Raw genomic sequence first — 18,639 nt, forward strand, 5'->3', positions numbered from 1 at the left:
GGAGCAAACACCCCCCGCCACTCGGGCAACGCCGGGATGCTGGACATCGTGGCGGCTTTGAAATGGATACAGGCCAATATCGCGAACTTCGGCGGCGACCCTTCGAACGTCACCGTCATGGGCCAGTCCGGCGGCGGTTCGAAGGTCTGCCTGCTGTGCGCAATGCCCGCAGCCAAAGGACTGTTCCACAAAGCAGTAGCCTTAAGCGGCAATACCGTAAAAGCCAACAATGCCGACTATGCCGAACGGCTGGGCAATGCCATCCTGCACGAAGCCGGGCTGGATACCTCGCAGGTCGACTCGCTCCAGTCGGTTCCCTGGGAACAATACCTGGAACTGGCGAACCGGGCGCGGCAGCGGATGGCGGCCGAAGACCCGGGCTCCCGAAGCGGATTCGCTCCCGTGGCCGACGGCATAGACATCCCGAAGGGTATCTTCTTCGAGGGGGAAAACCGCACGACGGGCTCGGACGTCCCGCTGCTGCTCTGCTCGACGTTCCACGAATGGAACCCCGACCGGGACAACCCGGAACTGGAAAGCATCTCTTTCGAAGGGGTCATAGAGCGGCTCACGCCCCAATACGGAGCGCGTACCGCCAGAATCGTCCGTGCATATGCCGAAGCCTTCCCGGCCTGCCGTCCCATCGAAATCTGGGCGATGATTGCCTCGAACCGGCAGGGAATAATACAGACGGCCAACGCCAAATGCAATCAGCAGTCGCCGGTCTACATGGCGTGGTTCGGCTGGGAATCGCCGCTTTTCAACGGACGCCACCGGGCTTTCCATTGCATAGACATCGGGTTCTGGCTGCTCAACACCGACCGCATGGTCACACATACGGGCGGCGGCAGCGCCCCCCGCAAGCTCTCCCGCAAAATGGCCGACGCCCTGCTGCAATTCATGCGCACGGGTAACCCCAACTGCCGCGCCCTGCCCCGCTGGCCGCGCTACACGCCCCAACGGGGTGAATTGATAATCCTCGACTCGAAATGCAGGGCAGCCGAAGACCCCGACCGCTCAGCTCGCAACACCTTCAACGACTAAAACCATGCGTATCATGCTAAAAAAACTCCTGGCCCTGTCCCTCGCCGCCGGACTTGCCGTCCCGGCCGCGGCACAGACCATCCGCTCTTACATCACATGCCCTGACCGGTCGGAACTTTTCGCCCAGCAGAAGCATGCCGCCGAATTTTCGACCCAACGGCAGGAAAACAGAAACTACATCATAATCGACCCCCGGCAGAGCTACCAGCGAATCGACGGCTTCGGCTACGCCCTCACGGGCGGCAGTGCCGAACACCTGATGAAGATGTCGCCCGAGGCCCGCAAGTCGTTGCTGAAGGAGCTCTTCGACCCACAGCAAGGCATCGGCATAAGCTGCATCCGGCTGACGCTCGGCGCCTCCGACCTCAACAGCTTCGTCTTTTCCTACGACGACATGCCCGCCGGCAAGGAAGATTTCGAACTCAAACAATTCTCACTGGCACAAGACCTCCACGACGTGGTTCCGGTCATGCGGGAGATCCTGGCCATCAACCCCGACATCCAGATACTTTCCTCGCCCTGGTCGGCGCCGGCATGGATGAAAACCAATGCCGACGTGCGCGGCGGGCAGCTTCGCAAGGAGTGTTACGGAGTCTATGCCGACTATTTCGTACGTTATGTGGAAGCGATGCGCGATCACGGGATCGACATCGACGCCGTTACCGTGCAGAACGAACCCCTCAACTCGCGCAACACCCCCAGTATGTACTGGTTTGCCTTTGAACAGGCCGATTTCATCAAAAATTATCTGGGCCCCAAATTCCGGGAAGCAGGGTTGTCTACCGGCATCGTAGTCTTCGACCACAACTGCGACCGGCCGGACTACGCACTGGCTGTTTACAACGACCCGGAGGCCGCAAAATATGTCACGGGAGCTGCTTTCCATCACTACCGCGGCGACCTGAGCGCCATGAGCTACGTCCACGAAGCGCGTCCGGACAAGGAGATTTATTTCACCGAACAGATGACCACCGAACGTCCCGGACAACGGCAAATCGCAATCGCCCCGGCCGTCGAGCGGCTCATAGTCGGCATCATGCGCAACTGGAGCCGCAACGTGGTGCTGTGGAACCTCGCGGCCGATCCCCTCAATGACCCGCACACGGACAACGGCGGCTGCTCGATGTGCCAGGGCGCGCTGACCATCGACAAGGATTCGGTATCGCGCAACCTGGCCTATTACGTCATTGCCCACGCATCGAAATTCGTGCGCCCGGGCTCCGTGCGCATCGCCTCGACCGCTCCCGGCGACAGGAGCGTTTCCATCTGCGAAGACGAGCAGCGGCCCAATGTATTCCGCACGAACGTCACCGAGCATGCCGGCGTGGCTGCCAACGTGGCGTTCCGCACCCCCGACGGGCGAATCGTGCTCGTTGCAGCCAATGACTCCTGGTCGCGGCGCAGTATTCGTATCCAATACAACGGACGTTTCGCGGAACTCGAACTCGAACCGGGAGCAGCCGGTACTTTCGTATGGGACGAATAGCGAAATGGCTCGCAGCAGCGGCGCTGCTGCTGGCCGGCCTTCCGGGCCAGGCGCAGGAAAAAAACCCTTTCTCGACCGAAGGCTGGTGGAAACCGGCCGAACCGCCCTTCTCCCCCGCCGTTCACGACGACGCCTCAATTACCTTCCGGTTGCGGGCGCCCCGCGCACACGAGGTCACACTGCTTCTGGGAGAGTGGGAGGTATCCGAAATCCCCATGCAGCGCAACGGCAACGGAGTCTGGAGCGTCACGGTCGGCCCCCTGGAGCCATGCGTCTACCAATATATATTCCGTATCGACGGCTTCGAAACCATCGACCCCGAGAACCCCGCTGTCAAGGCCGGAACCACGGTCTACGGCAGCGTCGTGGAGATCCCCGGTGCTGAAAACCGCCGTTTCGACGAAGCATACCGCCCCGGAGGGGAAATACACACCCTGAATTACCGATCAACCCCTCTGGGTCGTATGCGGACATTGCGGGTTTACGTCCCCGAAGCTGCCGTCAGGCATCCCCGGCAAAAATTCCCGGTACTCTACCTGCGCCACGGGGGCGGGGACAACGAAAACAGTTGGGTTACGGACGGACGGGCCGCAACGATACTCGACAACCTGATTGCCGAAAACAAAGCCGTCCCGATGTACGTCGTGATGACCAACGGCCTGACCGACGGTTCATGGGCCGGAGGCAGCACCCCCGAGGGCATCGCCACATTAGAAAAAGAGCTGCTGGAAGATGTCATTCCCCTGGTCGAAAGGCGCTACCGGGTACATACCGACAAACGGCACCGCGCTATCGCCGGACTGTCGATGGGCGGCGGCCAGGCCTATGTGATCGGGCTGCGCAACCTCGACCGCTTTTGCGCCATCGGGCAGTTCAGTGCCGGCATACTCAGCGACGGACAGTTCGATTACGAACGCTATGTGCCCGGCGTAATCGGCGAGCCGCAACGCATCAACCGTAAACTGGAACTGCTGTGGATTTCATGCGGTACGAAAGACCCGCGATACCAGGGACACCTCGACACCGTGGACGACCTTCGCCGCCGTGGCGTACACTACGAATTCCACGAAGGCCCCTGGGGCCACGAATGGCAGTTCTGGCGACTTCAGCTGCATGATTTCGCACAGCGCATCTTCAAATAAAGACAACTTAAAACCACTGAAATGAAACGACTGCTTATTTGCCTTCTCCTGCTCCCGCTCTGCGGGACGGCCTTCGCAGGCGGCAAACGCCTGAAAGCGCCGGAAAAAACCGTTCTGCAAATGGTCGACCCCCAGGCGACACCGGAAACCAAAGCGCTTTACGCCAACCTCTGGTGCATCGGATTCCGCGGCGTAATGTTCGGCCACCACGATTATCCCTCCTACGGCATCGGCTGGCGGGGCGACCCGGATCGCTCGGACGTGAAAGACATAGTAGGCTCGCATCCGGCCGTCTACAGCCTCGACATGGCAGGTGTCGACGAGCGAAAGATCGAACTCCTCCGCGAAGCCCATAAACGCGGCGGCATCAGTATGCTGGTGTGGCACCAGAACAATCCCCTGACCGAAGGCCCCGGGAAAAAATACCCCGACGGCACGGCCTGGGACAACACCAAGGTCGTGGATCAGATACTCACCGAAGGCTCGGCGATGAACGTCAAGTACAAAGCCCGTCTGGACGATGTCGCCGAAGCATTGAAGAAGATGGTCGACGACGATGGCCGCCCCATCCCGGTGATCTTCCGTCCGCTGCACGAACACACCCAGACCTGGAACTGGTGGGGCCGCTCGGCCACGACCGACTCCGAATTCATCGCCTTCTGGCGCTTCATCGTCAGTTACCTGCGCGACACGAAAGGGATCCACAACGTAATATACGCCATTTCCCCGCAAATGGACGAAGTATACGACGATCCCGTGGGGCGTATACTTTTCCGCTGGCCGGGGGACGAATGGGTCGACTTGGTGGGCATCGACTGCTACCACGGCCGTAACCGCAAGGCATTCGAGTCGAACGTAAAGGCACTCGCCGAGGTGTCGGAGCGCGTGCACAAGCCCGTCGGTGTGACCGAAACCGGGCTGGAAAACGACCACAACGCCGACTATTGGACGCACGATGTATTGCCTGCGCTCCGCAACCGTCCCTGTTGCATGGTCGTGGCATGGCGCAACGACAATCCCCGCCACGCCTACGGGCCTTATCCTTCCGATTCGACGGCGGCCGACTTCAAGCTATTCTTTGACGATGCGCAGACTATTTTTGAAAACGACCTGCCCGACATGTACCGCATGCCCAAGGGCGTAACCGTAAAATAACGACCCATGCTGCGATTACTCATGTCCCTTATGGCCGCGTCCCTGCTGGGCGGATGCGCTTCGGACAATCTGAAAATCTCCCCGGTCAACCCCGACGCGTCGCAGGAAGCACGCCAGCTGCTCGAATTCCTATATTCCATCCGCGGCCGGTATACCCTCGCCGGGCAGCATAATTTCATCAGCGACCCCGGGCGTTACGACAGTGTCGTTTTCGCAATGACGGGCAAACACCCCGTGGTCTGGGGAAGCGATTTCAGTTTCAATGCACAAGGCGACAACGTCCGCGACTACCACCACTGCGGCCCGATGAACCTCACCTCGCCCTGGGGTGAGTGCCTTCCGAACAATAAATCGACCGAAGAACTGCGGCAGGGGCTCGTCGAAGAGATCAAGGCCCGGCACGCCGAAGGCAGGATCATCACCCTGATGTGGCACTGCTGCTTCCCTGCGGAATGCAACGACTGCAACGGTTCGTCGATTTGGACATGGAAGAACCGTCCCCCGCAACTGGTATGGGAGGAACTGACCACAGAAGGCACGCGCCTCAACCTGCAATGGAAGGCACAGATGAACACGGTCATTCCCTATCTCAGGCAACTGCGCGACGCCCGGATTCCGATCCTCTGGCGACCCTACCACGAGATGAACGGCGTCTGGTTCTGGTGGTGCGCCAAACCCGGCGAAAACGGATTCAAAAAGCTGTGGATCATGACCTACGACTACCTGACCCGGGTGCACGGGCTCGACAACCTGCTCTGGGTATGGAACACGAATGCCCCGCGGGACAAGCAGGGTGACGAAGCCGGCCCCTATGCCGACTACTATCCCGGTTCGGAATATGTCGACATATTGGCGGCAGACGTCTATCACCGCGACTACAAACAGTCGCACCACGACGACCTGAAAGCCCTGGCCGGCGGAAAACCGATCGCCCTTGGCGAAGTGGGGCAGCTGCCCGATCCGGAGAGTTACCACAACCAGCCCGACTGGACGTGGTTCATGGTCTGGGGGTATTTCATCAACAGCCAGAAAAGCGGCAAGTTGGATTCCGTCGCCGCGGTGCGGCATATCTACGACGATCCGCGCACGCTGACACTCGACCGAATCGACTTCTCAGACGGAACCTACCGGTTGCGACAATAACAGAAAGCTAAAAACACGAAGAGCCGCAGTCCTTCGGGACTGCGGCTCTTTTCATCCGAGCAGGGCGCTATGGCCGTGACAGGGCGTCGAGGCGCGACAATTCGTCGTCGGAGAAGGATGCATGCTCCAGCGCCCGGAGGTTATCTTCGATCTGGGCGACGGAGCTTGCCCCGATAATGACCGACGTGACACGTTTGTCGCGCAGCAGCCATGCCAAAGCCATCTCGGCAAGGGTCTGGCCGCGCTGCCGGGCGATTTCATGCAGGCCCCGGATCCGTTCCGACATCCTGCCCGTCAGCACATCGCGCCGCAGCGAGCCCTCCGTCGCCATGCGCGAGCCTTCCGGAATACCGTTCAGGTAACGGTCGGTCAGCAGCCCCTGTGCCAGCGGCGAAAAGGCCACGAACCCGGCCCCGGCCTCGGCATTGAGCGTCAGGATGCCCGACGTGTCGGGTTCGCGGTCGAACAGGTTGTAGCGATCCTGGAAAAGCAGGCAGGGCACGTCGCGTTGGGCCAGGTAACGGAAAGCGAAACGTGCCGCGGCCAGCGGGTAGCGCGACAGCCCGACATAGAGCGCCTTGCCTGCGCGGACGATGTCGACCAAAGCCTGGAGGGTCTCTTCGAGCGGGGTCTCGGGATCGTAGCGGTGCGAGTAGAAGATGTCCACATAATCGAGCTTCATGCGCCGCAGGCTCTGGTCGAGGCTTGCCATGAGGTATTTGCGAGAGCCCCAGTTGCCGTAGGGCCCCGGCCACATGTCGTAACCCGCCTTGGTCGAAATGAAGAGTTCGTCGCGGTAGGGTCGGAACGACTGCTCCATCAGACGGCCGAAGTTCTCCTCGGCCGTACCATAGGCGGGGCCGTAGTTGTTCGCCAAATCGAAATGGACGATTCCCCGGTCGAACGCGTAATGGGCCATCTGACGCACTTTGGAGAAGGTCTGCCCGCTGCCGAAATTGTGCCACATGCCGAGCGAAAAGGCGGGCAGCAGCACACCGCTGCGTCCCGCACGCCGGTAGGTCATGCCATCTTCGTAACGCGACGCGGCCGGCTGGTAAATAGGTTCGATCATAGCTGTCAGTTTATTTCAGTATCAAAACAAAAATATCCGGGAACATTATATTTTTCCGCCTGCCTCCCCGGGGGATGCCCAAGCGGGACAACCGTCCGCATAGTCGCCGGCGCAGCACCGAAAAAGGCGGTAGTGGCATCGGATATAACGGATACAAGGCATTAACAGGGAGCCTGCATATCCGATGCCGTCCGTTACTATATCTTGCAAAAGGACTCAGGATGCGATCAATGCGCTTCGAGCCAGTTGTCGCCCACGCCGTAGTCGACCACCAGGCGCACCTTGAGGGCGGCGGCGGATTCCATGCATTCGGTGACGATGGCCGCGACGCGCTCCTGTTCGGAACGGAGCATGTCGACGACCAATTCGTCGTGTACCTGAAGGATCACCTTCGACCGGATGCCTTCGGCCGCGAAACGGCGGTGGACATTGATCATGGCGATCTTCATGATGTCGGCCGCAGACCCCTGGATCGGGGCGTTCACGGCATTCCTCTCCGCCAGGCCGCGCGCCACGGCGTTGTGCGAGGAGATGTCGTTGAGATAGCGGCGGCGGCCGAAGATCGTCGAGACGAATCCCTCCTCCTTGGCCCTGGCGACCACATTGTCCATATACTCCTTGACCTTGGGGTAAGATTCGAAATAACCGTCGATAATGTCCTTGGCCTCCTTACGCGGGATTTCGAGCCGCTGGCTCAGGCCGAAGGCCGAAATGCCGTAGATGATGCCGAAATTGGCCGTCTTGGCACGGCGGCGCTCCTCGGAGGTCACTTCGTCGAGGGTTTTGTTGAAAAGTTTGGCGGCCGTCGCGGCATGGATATCCTCGCCGTGGGCGAAGGCCGCGATCAACGATTCGTCGCCCGAAAGGTGCGCCATCAGGCGCAGCTCGACCTGGCTGTAATCGGCCGAGAGCAGCAGGTGGTCGGAATCGGAGGGGATGAACGCCCGGCGGATGCGGCGCCCCATCTCTTCGCGCACGGGGATGTTCTGCAGGTTTGGATTGGTGGACGAAAGGCGCCCGGTAGCCGTGACCGCCTGGTTGAAGGAGGTATGGATACGCCCCGTCGTCCGGTTGACCAGCTGGGGAAGCGCCTCGACATAGGTCGAAAGCAATTTTTTGACACCCCGGTATTCGAGGATCAGGTCGACGATGCGGTGTTTGCGGGCGAAGGTCTGCAAATAATCCTCGTCGGTGCAGAACTGCTTGGTCTTGGTCATCTTGGGCTTTTCGGCGATGCGCATCTTGGCGAAAAGCACCTCGCCCAGCTGGCGTGCCGAGTTGATGTTGAGCGTCGACTCGCCGGCTTCGGCACGGATCGCGGCTTCCAGTTCGGCCAGCCTGCGGCTCAGTTCGACGGAGTATTCGGCCAGCGCCCCGGAGTCGATCCGCACGCCCGCCATCTCGATGTCGGCCAGCACGGCGATCATCGGCTCCTCGACCTCGAAATAGAGGTGTTGCAACCCGATCTTCTCGACCTGAGGGTAGAGCACGTGTTTGAGTTGCAGGGTGACGTCGGCATCTTCGGCGGCGTACTCCTTGACGCGCTCGACGTTCACCAGATCCATCGTCAGCTGCTTGGAACCCTTGCCGATCAGCGTTTCGATCTCGATAGGCTTGTAGTTGAGGTATTTTTCCGACAGGGCGTTCATGTTGTGGCGCGACTCGGGATCGAGCAGGTAATGCAGGATCATCGTGTCGTACTTGCGGCCCCGGATATCGAGCCCCAGGCGCCGGAGCACCATCAGGTCGAACTTGATGTTCTGGCCGATCTTGGCAATCCCTTCGTCTTCGAACAGCGGCCGCACGATCTGCGTATATTCCGCCGTATTTTCCTCCTTGAAGGGAATGTACCACGCTTCGAACGGCTTTACGGCCAGCGACATGCCGACGATGCGGTCGTTGAAGATGTCGAACCCCGTGGTCTCGGTGTCGAAACAGAATTCGTCGTATTTCCCGACCTCGGCGACCACTTCGCGCAACTGGGAGGCATTCTCCACGAGGCGGTAATCGTGGGGCGTGGTCTGCGCCGTCTTGAACTGCATGGCATCGGCTTCGGCCTGCAGTTCTGCGACGGGAACCTCGGCGGCGGGCATGTCGACCACCGGGTCGCCGAAGAGGTTGCCCTGTCCGACCAGCGCCGCGCGTTTGGCGGCGGCGGACTTGGCCCGAGCCATCTCCGCAAGCTGGGTCTGCGCCTCCTGGCGGGGGCCTTCGGGTTGCTCCTCGGGGGGCGCAAGGTTCGTAAGGTCGTTCATAAAGGCCTTGAAATCCAATTCGGCAAAAAGGGCCTTGAGTTCGTCGATATGGGGTTCGCAGACCGTGAGGTCTTCTTCGCGGAACGGGATGGGCACGTCGAGGCAAATGGTGGTCAGTGTCTTGGCAAGGCGCAGTTTGTCGCCCCACTCGGCGATCTTCTCGCCCTGCTTGCCCTTGATCTTCGAGACGTTGTCGAGGATATTTTCCACCGTTCCCCACTCCTGCACGAGTTTGCAGGCGCTCTTCTCGCCGATTCCCGGCACACCCGGGATATTGTCCGAAGCATCGCCCCACAGTGCGAGGATGTCGCGCACGAGGCTGGGGTCGTCGATGCCGTATTTCCCGCGGATCGCCTCCCGGTCGACGATCTCGATGCTCCCTTCGGCGCCCTTCTGCTTGTATATCTTGCAATTGTCACGTACCAGCTGGCCGTAGTCCTTGTCGGGCGTCACCATGAAGACCTCGTAACCCGCCTCGACGCCTTTTTGCGACAGCGTGCCGATCACGTCGTCGGCCTCGTAACCCTCGACTTCGAGGATCGGGATGCACATGGCTTCCAGCACACGCTTGACATAGGGGACGGAGAGGAGGATGTCCTCGGGCGTCTCGGCACGGTTGGCCTTGTACTCGGGAAATATCTCCCGGCGGAAGCTGCCGCCCTTGGGGTCGAACGCCACGCCCAGCAGGTCGGGTCGCTCACGCTTCTGGATGTCGCGCAGGAACTTTACGAAGCCGAATACCACGGAGGTATTCATGCCGGCCCGGTTGCGCATGGGACGCCCCAGAAAGGCATAGTAATACTTGAAGATCAACGCATAGGCGTCGACGAGAAACAGTTTTTTCATATATTCGATTTGCGTCAATAATAGTTCCCTTTCGATGTTTGCCGTGCGCCTATCCCTTGCGCCCGGGGCCTGTCCGGTAGAAATGTCGGGGTATGTCGTTCCGGCGGAACCGCCGGGCGGAAATCAGCGGTTGTCCTCGGCGAACCACTCGGCGAACGAGGTTGCGGTCTCATGCAGGCGGAGCGAATGCAGCTCCACCCCCAGGGGCAGGCGGCGTGCGATGCGTGCAGCGAAATCGCCGAGCATGTTTTCGCACGTCGGCTGGTAGTCCACCGTGACGATGTTGCCGAAGCGTTCGGCCAGCACCGCCCGCAGGGGAGCGTCGCGGCGTGTCGCCCGCAACACGAGCGCATGGTCGAAACGGGAAACGACCTCCTCGTTGACAATGCTTTTCAGGACACCGAAGTCCATCACCATCCCACACTTGGGGTTCGTGTCGTCGTCCGCAGGGCACCCTTTCACGGTCACGAACAACCGGTAGGAATGCCCGTGGATCTCACGGCACGGCCCGTCGTATCCGTCGAGGGCATGCGCGGCCTCGAACGAAAACTCCTTTGTCAATCTGATCACTGCCATATCCGCAAAGATATTCATTAAATGCGAAAGGAGAAAAGGTTTTCCGCACTTTTCACCTGCAGGATGCCTTTACGCCCCGTCCCGAATCGGAAAACGGAGGTGCGGGAAACCCCGGCCGCGTATCCTTCCCACAAAACCCGCCCCGGTTTTGATTTGTCCTTATTAATTTGTATATTTGTTACAATAAGCCTCATTACCCGATGAAACGTGTCCTGAATGATCTCACTCCGTTGCCAGGCAACGATCTGTTCATCACACAGTATTGGTTTGACAAACAGACCGATCCGCCCCTTCATTTCCATGAGGATTACATGCTCAGCCTGACCCTGAACGTAAAGGGGACACGTGTCACCGGACAATCGGTCGACAATTTCACGGAAAAAGACCTTATCATCATTTTCCCGCGCGTACCGCACTGTTACAAACGCGACGAAGCCTTTGCGGAGACCAATTGCGAGGCCGTCGCCGTGCAGTTCAGCCGCGACATGCCCAACTGGCAGATATTCGAAACGGAATCCATGCTCCCCATCCGGAAAATGCTGAGCCAGCCGGTCGCCGGGCTCTGGTTCGCCGAAAGCGTCGTAGACCGCGTCCGCGACAGGTTACTGCAACTGCCCGGGCTGCGGGGATTCGCATCGGCGTCGCTTTTCCTGAACATACTCAACGACCTGGCCACGGCTGGGCCGGACGAAACGGGGCCGATAGGTGCCCCGTACTACGAAATGCAACCCGACGGCAATGCCCGGATCAACAAGATCGTACAGTTCGTGGAGGGCAATTACCAACGTAAGATCTCGCTCGAAGACATCGGCGAAGAGGTAGGCATGTCCGCGACTTCGGTCTGCCGTTTTTTCAAAAAGTACACCCACCAGAACCTGTGGAACTACCTCAACGGCTTCCGCATCGTGCGCGCCGCACAGATGATCGTCGAGACCGACGACCCGATCGCCGAGATCGGTATGCGCTGCGGGTTCTACAACATCTCGAATTTCAACCGCGCCTTCCGCGAACGCATCGGCTCCCCGCCGGGCGACTACCGGCGCCAGTTCGGGTCGACGGTCATTTCGCCCGACGCGAAACAGGTCGAGGAGATAGGCCGCAAGCTGGATGAAATGCGCTGCGGGCAGGATTCGGCGGGGGGGGGAAATCCGGCGGCCAAAGTCCCGGCCAAGGGCTGACAAACCCCTTTTCAGGCACGAATGACAGCTTCGCGGACACACCGGCCTTGAAACCCTGCAACGATAAAAAGCGGCCCCTTTTCGAGAGGCCGCTTTTTATCGTTCCGGCATCCGGCCGGGATTAGCGCAGTTCGAGTTTGAAGGGATAATACATGACGATCCCCTGCTGCGAAGCAGCTTCCTGCACCTGTTTGTATTCCTTCATCATGACTCCCAGTTCCGAGCGGGTCATGGCCTCGCGGATGCTGACGTTGAGCGACGAGATGAACGCCGCGAAACCCGTCGGCTGCTCGATCACCTCCGTCACCCGGAAATTGTCGCCCAACCCGGCCTTGTCCGCAGCGACGGCAATGGCCGTCTTCAGGCCACCGTACGTGTCTATCAGGCCGATGCCGAGGGCGTTGTCGCCCGACCATACACGGCCGCCGGCAATGTCGAGCACCTTCTCGAGAGGCAGGTTGCGCCCCTGCGCCACGTTGTTGGTGAACGTCGTGTAAACCTTATCCACGCCGCGCATGATCGAAGCCCTTTCGGCTGGCGTAAGGGCCGAAGTCATGCCCATGCCTGCCGAGGTATTGCTCTTCACGGCGTCGAACGTGATGCCCAGCTTGTTCTTCAGGGCGTCGATGGTATTGAGGTACATGCCGAAGACGCCGATGGAACCCGTCAGGGTCAGTTTGTCGGCCACAATGACATCGGCCGGGCATGAAATGTAGTATCCGCCGCTGGCCGCATAGGAACCCATCGAGACGATGACGGGTTTCTCGGCCTTGAGCAGCTCCATTTCGCGCCAGATGACATCCGAAGCCAATGCGCTGCCGCCCGGGGAATTCACGCGCAGCACCACGGCTTTGACCTTTTCGTCGGCACGCACGCCGGCCAGCGTCGCAGCCAGCGTATTGCCGTAAATCTCGCGGCCGAAGCCCTCGCCGTCGACGATCGCACCGTCGGCATATACGATAGCAACCTGGTCGGCCGAAATATTCTTGAGGTCGGCACTGACCTGCGACGCATATTCGCCCAGGGTGACGAAATTGTATTGGCCGTCGGAATCGGACTGCACGCCCAGTTCGGCAAAGACGTCGTTCATCTGGTCTTCGTAGAGCAGGCTATCCACGAACCCGTGTTCGAGGGCATCCTCGGGCAACGAGACCTCCAGTTTGTCGGTGATCCGGTTCAGGGTTTCCAAGTCGATGCCGCGTGCCTCGGCCACCGAACCCGCGATGGTATTCCACATCGAATTGACCAGTTCCTGCATCTGTTCGCGGTTAGCGTCCGACATTTTGGGAAGTATATAAGGCTCGACGGCGCTCTTGTACTTGCAGGCCGTGGGGCGGAAAACCTCGGCTTTGACATCGAGCTTGTCGAGCAACCCCTTGTAGAACGCCAAATTGAACGAAAGGCCCGACCAGTCCATCCCTCCTTCGGGCTGCATGTAAATCTTGTCGGCCGCCGAAGCGAGGTAATACTGCCCCTGCGAGTAGGTTTCGTTATAGGCGACGACGAACTTGCCGCTCTGCTTGAAATCGACGATCGCCTCGCGCAGCTCTTCAAGCAGGGCTGAACCCGCCACGCCTCCGTTGCCGTTCATACGCAGGTAAATACCCTTGATCCGCGGATCGTCCTTCGCCGCCTCGAGCGCACGCAGCGCCTTCATCAGCGGAAGCATGCGCGTAGACTGGAGCGTCGCGAAATCGAAGCCGGCGAAAGGATCGCTCGACGGGGCATCGGTCAACACCTCCGAAAAATCGAGCTTGAGGATCGACTCGGGGTGTACGGCCACGCTTTTCTCCATCGAACCGGCAATGCCGAGCAGGATGAAAATCCAAAGGAAGACTACCAGTACCGATCCCACGACAAACGCGAGGATGGCAGCCAGGAAAGTTTTGATAAAATTCATAACGAAGTTATTTTTTGTTTGTCCTAATTTTGTTCCGATTCCGGTTTTCTTTCGCAAATATACAGAAATTATATGAAAAACAAATAAAATTTATCGTTTTTCGATAAAAAAGAAGGGTAACCTATATTTATTCTGTAAAATATACGTTATCTTTGCAAGGAAAGTCACTACACAAATATGGAAGAAAAAATCAGACATCTGCTCGCGTCGCTCGTTCATCCCGAAACGGGGCAGGATATCGTCAGCAGCGGTTTTATCGAGCATATCGCCTCGGCAGCCGGAAAAATCACCGTCGTACTCCGCTTCGCCAAGGCCCGCGACCCGTTCGCAGTGAAAATCAAAAACCAGGCCGAGGAACTGCTCAAACGCGAATTCCCCGGGGAAACGGTACTGGTAGTCATCAAGGAGGGCGGCGCCGCCCCGCGTCCCGAACCCAAGCTGAAGACGACTACGGGCGGCATCGCCAAGGTCATTGCCGTAGCATCGGGAAAGGGCGGGGTAGGCAAATCGACCGTCACGGCCAACCTCGCGGTCGCCCTGCGAAACATGGGATTCCGCGTAGGCATCCTCGACGCCGACATATACGGGCCTTCGCAGCCCAAGATGTTCGGAGTGGAAGGCTACCTGCCCGACGCCGTGCAGGAAGAGGGCGCAGACCACATCGTCCCTGCGGAGCCGATGGACATCCGGCTGATGTCGATCGGGTTCTTCATCAAACCTACCGACGCCCTGCTGTGGCGCGGAGCCATGGCCGTCAGCGCCCTGAAACAGATGATCCACCAGACCAAATGGGGGACGCTCGACTTCCTGCTGGCCGACCTGCCCCCCGGTACGGGCGACGTACACCTCTCGATCATCGGGGAGCTGAAGATCGATTCCGCGGTGATCGTCTCGACGCCCCAGCAGGTCGCCGTAGCCGACGTCGTGCGCGGCGTGGAGATGTTCTGCAACGAAAACGTCAACATCCCCGTGGCGGGAATCATCGAAAACATGGCCTGGTTCACCCCCGAGGAACTGCCCGAAAACCGCTACTACCTCTTCGGCAAAGGCGGTGCACGCCGGTTCGCCGAAGAAAAAGGTGTGGATTTCCTCGGTGAAATACCTATCGTACAGTCGATTATGGAAGGATCCGACGAAGGAAAGCCTGCTATGGGGATAGATCCGCGCGTCGAAAAATGGTACCGCGGAATCGCGGAAAAGATTGTCGAAAAGGTGATGAAATCGTGTTAGGAAACGTGTTGATAAACGGCGATAACTAATGATAACTTTCCGGTCGGAAGAGTTGCAAATTCCGGAAAGGGCGGGCATATACAAGATTTTCCGGAAACCAAAAAAAGTTATGGGAAATTATAGTCAGCCCCGAACCCCGGAAAACGGAACAGATTGTTCACAACAAACGGCTGTCGAAATGTTGACAACGTTTTTTGACAATTGTTGATTATAATTTCATACCTTTGAATACGAACCGGTTGTAACGAGAAATAGGAAACAGTTCGGGAGTAAAATGTTGAAAGATATTTTCCGCAATAACTTGTGAACAGTATCAACAGCTATTATTTCTATTCTTATTTCTTTATTAAAATTAAATTAAAAAGTAAAAATAAAAAATGAAGGTTGATAACTCCGCGCAAATCCGGAATCGGATCGAAGAACTGAAACGCGAGAAACACGCCGTCATACTGGCCCATTACTATACGCTGCCCGAAGTACAGGAGGTGGCCGACTTCCTGGGCGATTCGCTTGCGCTGTCGGTCAAGGCGCAGTCGGTCGATGCGGAAATCATCCTGTTCGCCGGCGTGCATTTCATGGCCGAGACCGCCAAGGTGCTATGCCCCGGCAAAAAGGTGCTCATACCCTGTCCCGAGGCGGGATGCTCGCTGGCCGAATCGTGCGACGCCCGCGACTTTGCGGCCTTCAAGGCCAGGTACCCGGGGCATACGGTGGTTTCGTATGTCAACACCACCGTCGGGGTCAAGGCGCTGACCGATATCTGCTGCACTTCGTCGAATGCCCTGAAGGTCGTGGAGTCGATCCCGGCCGACCGCCCCGTCATCTTCGCGCCCGACCGCAACCTGGGCGCTTACATCAGGAAGCTGACCGGCCGCGAGAATATGGTGATCTGGGACGGGGCGTGCCATGTCCACGAGGAGTTTTCGCTCGAAAAACTGCTCCGGCTCAAAAAGGAGCACCCCGCAGCCCGCATCGTCGTGCATCCCGAATGCCGGGCCTATATCATCGAGGTGGCCGATTTCGTGGGGTCGACGGCTGCGATCCTCGACTATTGCGGCCGCAACGGGGCCGATGAGTTCATCGTCGTCACCGAATCGGGCATCCTCGCCGAGATGAAGAGGCGCTATCCCGGCAAGACATTTATCCCGGCGCCCCCGGACGACGAGACATGCGGCTGCAACAACTGCAAGTACATGAAGATGGTGACGCTGGAAAACATCTGCGAATGCCTCGAGCGGGAGGCCCCGGAGATCGTACTCGATGAAGAGGTGCGCCGCAAGGCCGAGCGTTCGATCCTGAACATGATCAACATCAAATAATCGTTTATATATGAAGAAACTGTTTTTACTGATTGCAGCGGCGTGCGTGTCGCTGACCGCGGCGGCAGACGAAGGCATGTGGATGCTGCCTTACCTGCAGAAAATGAATATCCGGGACATGAAGGCGCGCGGATGCAAACTTTCGGCCGAGGATATTTACAGCATCAACAAATCTTCGCTCAAGGATGCGATCGTCATTTTCGGCGGCGGCTGCACGGGCGAGATCGTTTCGCCCGACGGCCTGCTGTTCACCAACCACCACTGCGGCTACGGGTCGATACAATCCCTGTCGTCGGTCGAACACGACTACCTGAAGAACGGCTTTTGGGCCATGTCGCGCCAGGAGGAGATTCCTGCCCCGGGGCTCAAGGTGCGTTTCATCCGTTCGATCAGCGACGTGACTGCGGATATTCTGGGCAACGTGCCTTCCACGGCCGGGCAGCGGGAATACGAACGGATCACCTCGGAGAATATCGCCGGCCTGACCGCTTCGCTGCAGGAGGCCAACCCCGGCATGACGGTGGAGGTCAAGCCCTTCTTCGAAGGGAACCAGTATTTCGCCTTCGTGATCGAGGTCTATACCGACGTGCGTCTGGTGGGAGCGCCCCCGACTTCGATCGGCAAGTTTGGCGGTGACACCGATAATTGGATGTGGCCGCGCCATACAGGCGATTTCTCGGTGTTTCGCGTCTATGCCGGACAGGATAACAGGCCGGCGGATTATTCGCCCGAAAACCGCCCTTACAAGGCCGAGAAGTTCCTGAAGATTTCGCTCGACGGCTAAGAGGAGGGTGATTTCGCCATGATCATGGGGTTCCCGGGTTCCACGCAGCGTTATATGACTTCGTACGAGATCGACGACATGCTGAACGTTTCGAACCCCAACCGGATCTTTATCCGCGGCGAGCGCCAGGCCATCCTCAAGGAGGATATGGCTGCCAGCGACAAGGTACGTATTCAGTATGCTTCGAAATACGCCACGTCGTCGAACTACTGGAAGAATTCGATCGGCAAGTCGCGCGGCATCCTCAAACTGGGTGTGAAGGAGCGCAAGCAGCAGCAGGAGGCTGCCTTCCAGGCATGGGCCGAGAAAAATACGCTGCCCGAGGAAGGGTATATCGACGCGCTGCCGAAAATCCGCGAAGCGATCGAGGGGCTGGCCGGCATCGACGATAACCGCCAGTATCTGGAAGAGGCTTTCCTGCGTGCGGTGGAGATACTGACCCCGGCAAGGATGTTCGACGGGCGGACGGAGATAAAGGATCCCGAAGCGGCCCGAAAGGCGATGGCCGGTTGGTATAAGGATTACAACGCCCCGACGGATCGGAAGGTGGCCAAGCGTATGCTGAAGATCGCCCGCGAGCATATGACCGACCTGCCGTCGTTCTATACGGAGATCGTCGACAAGGAATTCAACGGCGATACGGATGCCTATGTGGATTATATTTTCGATAATTCGTTATTTACATCGCAGGAAAAGGTCGATGAGCTGATCGGTGCTTTTTCGGCCGATAAGTATGCTGCCGACCCCATTGCCCCGTTTGTAAAATCGGTGTGGGAGAAGTATAACGCGCTTTCCCAGGCACGCAAGCCGGTCGTGGAAAAATATTACGAGGGAAGCCGTAAATACGTGGCGGGGCTAATGCTCCAAAACCCGAAAAAGGCGTGGGCTTCGGATGCCAACTTCACGCTGCGGCTCACCTATGGCCGCGTGCTGCCCTATTCGCCTGCCGACGGCATCGAATACAACTACTATACGACGCTCAAGGGCGTGATGGAGAAGGAAAACCCGCAGAACCCCACGGAGTTCACCGTGCCCGAAAAACTCAAGGAGCTTTATGCGGCACGCGATTTCGGCCGTTATGCCAATGCCCGGGGCGAGCTTCCGGTGGCGTTCCTTGCCGACTGCGATATTACGGGCGGCAATTCGGGTTCACCGGTGATGAATGCCAGGGGCGCACTGCTCGGGCTGGCTTTCGACGGTAACTGGGAAGCCATGTCGGGCGATGTGGCTTTCGAGCCCGATCTGCAGCGCACGATATCGGTCGACATCCGCTACGTGCTGTTCATCATCGACAAGTACGCGGGCGCAGGATGGCTGCTCGACGAGTTGGTGTTCGAATAACGATTCCGACCGCCGATAATTAAGAAATATGCCCCGGACTATGCCGGGGCATATTTTTACCCGCTGCTTAATGCGGGCCGATTCATTCCCGCGGTTTCCGTTTTGTTTTCTTATGGCGGGGCCCCCTTGTAGTTTGTAAACAAATAATGGGGCTTTGCTTTTTCTTTC

12 protein-coding genes and 2 pseudogenes are annotated in these 18,639 nt (G+C 58.5%); 10 read left to right on the plus strand and 4 right to left on the minus strand.

Annotated elements, in window-relative coordinates:
• From QVP03_RS13820 to QVP03_RS06545, 6 genes and pseudogenes are all read left to right on the plus strand, one after another.
• Positions 1 to 492 (plus strand): annotated as a pseudogene (locus QVP03_RS13820) (carboxylesterase family protein); the annotation flags it as partial.
• A gap of 165 nt (positions 493 to 657) precedes the next feature.
• On the plus strand, positions 658 to 1,044 hold the full coding sequence (locus QVP03_RS13825) for a carboxylesterase family protein (RefSeq protein ID WP_390128125.1): 387 nt from the start codon (positions 658 to 660) through the stop codon (positions 1,042 to 1,044).
• Between the two features lie 13 nt (positions 1,045 to 1,057).
• Positions 1,058 to 2,530: a glycoside hydrolase family 30 protein gene (locus QVP03_RS06530; RefSeq protein WP_022332719.1), complete on the plus strand. Its 1,473-nt coding sequence runs from the start codon at positions 1,058 to 1,060 to the stop codon at positions 2,528 to 2,530.
• Positions 2,518 to 3,672 carry an esterase gene (locus tag QVP03_RS06535; protein WP_022332720.1) on the plus strand — a complete coding sequence of 385 codons (1,155 nt, stop codon included), beginning with the start codon at positions 2,518 to 2,520 and terminating at the stop codon, positions 3,670 to 3,672. Before QVP03_RS06530 ends, QVP03_RS06535 begins: the two co-directional genes overlap by 13 nt.
• A 21-nt stretch (positions 3,673 to 3,693) precedes the next feature.
• Positions 3,694 to 4,827, plus strand: coding sequence for a glycoside hydrolase family 26 protein (locus QVP03_RS06540; protein ID WP_022332721.1), 1,134 nt, complete (start codon positions 3,694 to 3,696; stop codon positions 4,825 to 4,827).
• Between the two features lie 6 nt (positions 4,828 to 4,833).
• Positions 4,834 to 5,970, plus strand: a complete 1,137-nt coding sequence (locus QVP03_RS06545) for a glycosyl hydrolase (protein WP_022332722.1) — start codon at positions 4,834 to 4,836, stop codon at positions 5,968 to 5,970.
• A 67-nt stretch (positions 5,971 to 6,037) separates the two neighbouring features.
• Here QVP03_RS06545 and QVP03_RS06550 read toward each other — a convergent pair whose 3' ends face one another.
• The 3 genes from QVP03_RS06550 to QVP03_RS06560 all read right to left on the minus strand — a co-directional run bounded on the left by QVP03_RS06550 (position 6,038) and on the right by QVP03_RS06560 (position 10,719).
• On the minus strand, positions 6,038 to 7,042 hold the full coding sequence (locus QVP03_RS06550; protein WP_022332723.1) for an aldo/keto reductase: 1,005 nt from the start codon (positions 7,040 to 7,042) through the stop codon (positions 6,038 to 6,040).
• A 227-nt stretch (positions 7,043 to 7,269) separates the two neighbouring features.
• The gene (gene polA / locus QVP03_RS06555; protein WP_022332724.1) at positions 7,270 to 10,143 is read right to left on the minus strand and encodes a DNA polymerase I; all 2,874 of its coding nucleotides are present in this window, start codon (positions 10,141 to 10,143) and stop codon (positions 7,270 to 7,272) included.
• 123 nt (positions 10,144 to 10,266) lie between these two features.
• A complete protein-coding gene (locus QVP03_RS06560) occupies positions 10,267 to 10,719 on the minus strand; it encodes a 6-pyruvoyl trahydropterin synthase family protein (RefSeq protein ID WP_022332725.1) in 453 nt (150 codons plus the stop codon).
• A gap of 200 nt (positions 10,720 to 10,919) precedes the next feature.
• Between QVP03_RS06560 and QVP03_RS06565 the strand changes: the two genes are divergently transcribed.
• Entirely contained in the window at positions 10,920 to 11,897 is a 978-nt protein-coding gene (locus tag QVP03_RS06565; protein WP_022332726.1) for an AraC family transcriptional regulator, read from the plus strand.
• A 121-nt stretch (positions 11,898 to 12,018) separates the two neighbouring features.
• Here the strand turns inward: QVP03_RS06565 and sppA are convergent, their stop codons facing one another.
• Entirely contained in the window at positions 12,019 to 13,797 is a 1,779-nt protein-coding gene (gene sppA / locus QVP03_RS06570; RefSeq protein WP_022332727.1) for a signal peptide peptidase SppA, read from the minus strand.
• Positions 13,798 to 13,974: 177 nt separating this feature from the next.
• On the opposite strand from sppA, the gene QVP03_RS06575 reads away from it, so the two are divergent.
• From QVP03_RS06575 to QVP03_RS06585, 3 genes and pseudogenes are all read left to right on the plus strand, one after another.
• Positions 13,975 to 15,027: an Mrp/NBP35 family ATP-binding protein gene (locus QVP03_RS06575; RefSeq protein WP_022332728.1), complete on the plus strand. Its 1,053-nt coding sequence runs from the start codon at positions 13,975 to 13,977 to the stop codon at positions 15,025 to 15,027.
• 377 nt (positions 15,028 to 15,404) lie between these two features.
• A complete protein-coding gene (gene nadA, locus QVP03_RS06580) occupies positions 15,405 to 16,346 on the plus strand; it encodes a quinolinate synthase NadA (RefSeq protein ID WP_022332729.1) in 942 nt (313 codons plus the stop codon).
• Positions 16,347 to 16,356: 10 nt separating this feature from the next.
• Positions 16,357 to 18,471: pseudogene (locus tag QVP03_RS06585) on the plus strand (S46 family peptidase).
• Positions 18,472 to 18,639 lie beyond the last annotated feature (168 nt).

The sequence above is a fragment of the Alistipes sp. CAG:29 genome (genome assembly GCF_000435435.1).
GTDB lineage: Bacteria > Bacteroidota > Bacteroidia > Bacteroidales > Rikenellaceae > Alistipes > Alistipes onderdonkii.